3 protein-coding genes and 1 pseudogene are annotated in these 4,410 nt (G+C 68.5%); all 4 read left to right on the top strand.

Annotation, left to right across the window (positions count from 1 at the left end):
* Nucleotides 1-146, top strand: a pseudogene (locus tag CH341_RS27520) (FAD binding domain-containing protein); the annotation flags it as partial.
* Nucleotides 143-640, top strand: coding sequence for a (2Fe-2S)-binding protein (locus CH341_RS27515; RefSeq protein WP_111422148.1), 498 nt, complete (start codon nt 143-145; stop codon nt 638-640). The pseudogene CH341_RS27520 and the gene CH341_RS27515, both read left to right, overlap by 4 nt.
* Before the next feature lie 211 nt (nt 641-851).
* The gene (locus tag CH341_RS27510) at nt 852-1,865 is read left to right on the top strand and encodes an ABC transporter substrate-binding protein (protein WP_111422147.1); all 1,014 of its coding nucleotides are present in this window, start codon (nt 852-854) and stop codon (nt 1,863-1,865) included.
* Between the two features lie 181 nt (nt 1,866-2,046).
* A complete protein-coding gene (locus tag CH341_RS27505; protein WP_111422146.1) occupies nt 2,047-4,320 on the top strand; it encodes a xanthine dehydrogenase family protein molybdopterin-binding subunit in 2,274 nt (757 codons plus the stop codon).
* The last annotated feature ends 90 nt before the right edge of the window (nt 4,321-4,410 follow it).

The raw sequence follows: 4,410 nt of genomic DNA, 5'->3' as shown, positions 1-4,410 counted from the left end.
CCGCCGGTCGCGCGGCGCGCGACGACTCTCGACCGATCAGCAATGTGCGGGCGAGCGCGGACTATCGCCGCGCCATGGTGGCGGTCCTGACGCGCCGCGCGGTCGCGGCCGCGTGGCAGCGCACTGCCGGGGGGGCCACGCCATGACCACGACCGTTCCGGTCACCATCACGATCAACGGCGAGCCGCGCGATCTCGCCGTGGCGCCGCACCGCACGCTGCTCGACGTGCTGCGCAACGAGGCCGGCCTGACCGGCACCAAGAAGGGCTGCGACGTCGGCGATTGCGGCGCCTGCACGGTGCTGCTCGACGACGTGCCGGTGAACTCCTGCCTCGTTCTGGCCGTCGAGGCGGCCGGGCGCAACGTCACCACCATCGAGGGGATCGCGCCCGCGCCGGATCGCCTGCATCTGCTGCAGGAGAACTTCATGGCGCTCGGCGCCTCGCAATGCGGCTTCTGCACGCCCGGCATCATCGTGATGGCGAAGGCGCTGCTCGACCAGAACCCCGATCCGACCGAGGAGGAGATCCGCTTCGGTCTCGCCGGAAACATCTGCCGGTGCACCGGCTACACCAAGATCATCGAGGCCATCCAGGTGACGGCGCGACAGATGGCCGCGGCGGGCGGTGAGACGGCCTGACGAAGGACGACCTGATCCGCATCCCGAGGTGCGAGCGAAGCGAGCCATCGAAGGATGGAGGGTCTCCGAGGTGCGGGCCATCGCCCTTCGCGGCCCGGCTTTCCCCGGGCAGCTCGAGGTGACGGAGAAAGGCAGTGCCCTGAACAGTGGCATGTCGTTTGCCTGCAAATTCGGCAGCGGATCCCCGTCGGGATCCACGGGAGCGTGAGACATGAACAGATCAGTTTTCGCCGGAGCCTTCGCCGCGCTGCTCGTCGCCGCCTCGGTGGTGCCGGCGGCCGCCGACACCGACATCAAGTTCGCCCTCGACTGGAAGTTCGAGGGGCCGACGGCGCCGTACTTCGTCGCCATCGACAAGGGTTACTACAAGGCCGAGGGCCTCAACGTCACCATCGACACCGGCGCCGGCTCGGTCTCCGGCATTCCGCGCGTCGCGGTGGGCACCCATCAGCTCGGCTTCTTCGACCTGAACTCCGTCGTCCGGTTCCGCGACCAGAATCCCGGGAAGGACATCAAGGTCGTGATGATGCTGTACGATCGCCCGCCCTTCGCGATCGGGACGCTGAAGAAGACCGGCATCGCCAAGCCGAAGGATCTGGAAGGGCGCGTCCTCGGCGCGCCGGCCGCCGACGGCGCCTTCGCGCAGTGGAAGGCCTTCGTGAAGGAGAACGGCATCGACGAGTCGAAGGTGAAGATCGAGAACGTCGGATTCCCGGTGCGTGAGCCGATGCTGGCGGACGGCAAGGTCGACGCCATCACGGGCTTCACCTTCTCGATGCACTTCAATCTGCTCCAGAGGGGCATTCCGGCCGACCAGATCCAGATGATCGTGATGACCGACTACGGCCTGTCGCTCTACGGCAACGGCATCATCGTCAATCCGGACTTCCTGAAGAACAATCCGGAGGCCGTGAAGGGCTTCATCCGCGCCACCATCAAGGGCCTTCAGGACACCGTGAAGGATCCGGCGGCGGCCACCAAGTCGGTGATGAAGCGCTACGAGACCGGCGACGAGAAGACCGAGCGCGAGCGGCTCGAGCTGGTGCTGCGCGAGCACATCGTCACCCCGTGGGTGAAGCAGAACGGCGTCGGCGACGTCGATCCGGCCCGCCTCGCCAAGTCGGTCGATCAGATCGGCGTGACGTACGAGTACAAGAACAAGCCGTTCGCCATCGACGTGTTCACCAACGAGTACCTGCCGCCGGCGGCGGACCGCAAGCTGTGAGGCGCGTCTGCTCGTGAAGTCTCTCTCGGCCTCATGGTGAGGAGCGCTCCGCAGGAGCGCGTCTCGAACCATGGGGCCGCCCTCGTCCTTCGAGACGCGGCCTTCGGCCGCTCCTCAGGATGAGGGCGGCGAGACGGCACGCACCCGAAGCGAGCGCATGACACCGAGGAGTAGGGCACCGATGACTTCCGTGATCGGCAAGAGCGTCAAGCGGACCGACACGCTGGGCAAGGTGACGGGCGGCGCCGTCTATGCCGGCGACGTGGTGCTGCCGGGCCTGCTGCACGGCAAGACGAAGCGGTCGACCGTCGCGCATGCGCGGATCAAGGCGATCGACACAACGAAGGCGCTGGCGCTGCCCGGCGTGAAGGCGATCCTCACTCATGGGGACGTGCCGCGCGTGCTGCATTACGGCTCGCCGCATCCGCGCTCGGCCTCGGTGACGCAGGACCAGTACATCCTCGACACCAAGGTCCGCTATTTCGGCGAGGGCGTCGCTGCCGTCGCCGCCACCTCCGAGGAGATCGCCGAGCTCGCCTGCGAGCTGATCGAGGTCGAGTACGAGCCGCTGCCGGCCGTGTTCACGGTCGAGGACGCGCTGAAGCCCGGCGCACCGGCGATCCACGACGTCGGCCCGGGCGGCAATCTGGTGCTCGATCCTTTCGTCGTCACCCGCGGCGACGTGGAGAAGGGCTTCGCCGAGGCCGACCTGATCGTCGAGGGCGAGTACGGCATGGGCCGGCCGACGCCGGCCTACATGGAACCGAACGTCTGCGTCTGCCAGTGGGATCCGCTCGGCAAGCTGACCATCTGGACCTCCACGCAGAGCCCCTTCATGGTGCGCGGCACGCTCGCCGAGGTCTTGGGGCTGCCGCTCAACAAGGTGCGGGTGCTGGTCGACCACATGGGCGGCGGCTTCGGCGCCAAGCAGGACCTCTTCCAGCACGAGTTCTTGTGCGCGCTCCTGGCGCAACGCACGCGCCGCCCTGTGCGGATGGAGTTCACCCGCAAGGAAACCTTTCTGGGCGGTCGCACCCGGCATCCGGGGACGGTGTGGATCAGGCAGGGCTTCAAGCGCGACGGCACCATCACGGCCCGCGAGGCGAAGGTCGTCTTCAACAGCGGCGCCTACGGGTCGCACGGGCCGGGCGTCACGGCGGTCGGCACCGCGGCGCTCACGTCGCTCTATCGCTGCGAGAACGTGCGGCTGGAAGGCCGCTGCGTCTACACCAACACGCCGATCGCCGGCGCCTTCCGGGGCTACGGCGTCGTGCAGACCTATTACGCCCTCGACATCCTGATGGATGAGGCGGCCGAGACGCTCGGCATGGATCCGGCCGCGCTGAAGCTGAAGAACGCGGTGCGGGAGGGTGACGTCGCGCCGTCCAATCATCCGCTCACCGGGCACGGCCTGGAGGACTGCATCCGCCGCGGCATGGACGAGACCGGCTGGGCCTCGCGCAGCTCGAAGCCGAAGGCCGGCCGGCTGCGGCGCGGCTGGGGGATGGGCTGCGAGATGCACGGCTCGTCCGCCTATCCGGGCATCAAGGAGCAGGGCAACGCCGTCGTCCGCATGAACGAGGACGGCTCGGTGACGCTGCTGACCGGCACCACGGGCCTCGGCACCGGCGCCCACACGGCGCTCGCTCAGATCACGGCGGAAGAGCTCGGCGTGACGTTCGAGGACGTCGCCGTGGTGCACGGCGACACCGACGTGGTGCCGTGGGACATCGGCGCCTTCGCCAGCCACACGACCTTCATGGCCGGCCGTGCCTGCCAGATGGCGGCCGCGCAGGTGAAGGCCAAGGTGCTGGCGCGGGCCGCCGACCGGCTCGAAGTGTCGGCCGCGGATCTGGAGATCCGGGACAGCGTCATCACCGTGAAGGGCGTGCCCGGCATGAGCCTCACGGTGCGCGAGGCGATCGCGGCCGAGAAGGGCATCCCGGCGCCGCAGCTCCTCGGCGAGGGCAGCTACCATCCGACCAAGTCCTATTCGTTCGGCGCGCATTTCGTCGAGGTCGAGGTCGACACCGAGACGGGCCAGGTTTCGGTTCTTCAGGTCGTCCCCGTGCACGAGATCGGAAAGGTCATCCATCCGATCGCCGCCGCGGGCCAGATCGAGGGCGGCATCCAGCAGGGCATCGGCCACACGCTCTCCGAGGATTTCGTCGTCGACCACCGCGACGGCCGCCCGCTCAATGCGAGCTTCGTCGACTACAAGATGCCGCTCGCCATGGACATGCCGCCGATCCGGACCATCATCCTGGAGACGGCGCCGTCCGACGGCGGCCCGTTCGGCGCCAAGGGCGTCGGCGAGGATCCGATCATCGCCATCGGCCCCGCCATCGCCAACGCCATCCACGACGCGATCGGCGTGCGCTTCCGCCACTACCCGATCACGCCGGAGCAGATTCTCGCCGCCCTCGAAGAGAAGGCGGGGGCGCAGGCGGCGTGATCAGGCGTAACGAGCTCCTCCGCCCTCATCCTGAGGAGCCCGCGTAGCGGGCGTCTCGAAGGACGAGGGCGGCCCCCTGAGGGGGGGGCG

It is taken from the genome of Rhodoplanes roseus (genome assembly GCF_003258865.1).
Classification (GTDB): domain Bacteria; phylum Pseudomonadota; class Alphaproteobacteria; order Rhizobiales; family Xanthobacteraceae; genus Rhodoplanes; species Rhodoplanes roseus.
Note: the sequence above shows the minus strand (reverse complement) of the source record. Positions and strands in the feature narration are given on the sequence as shown.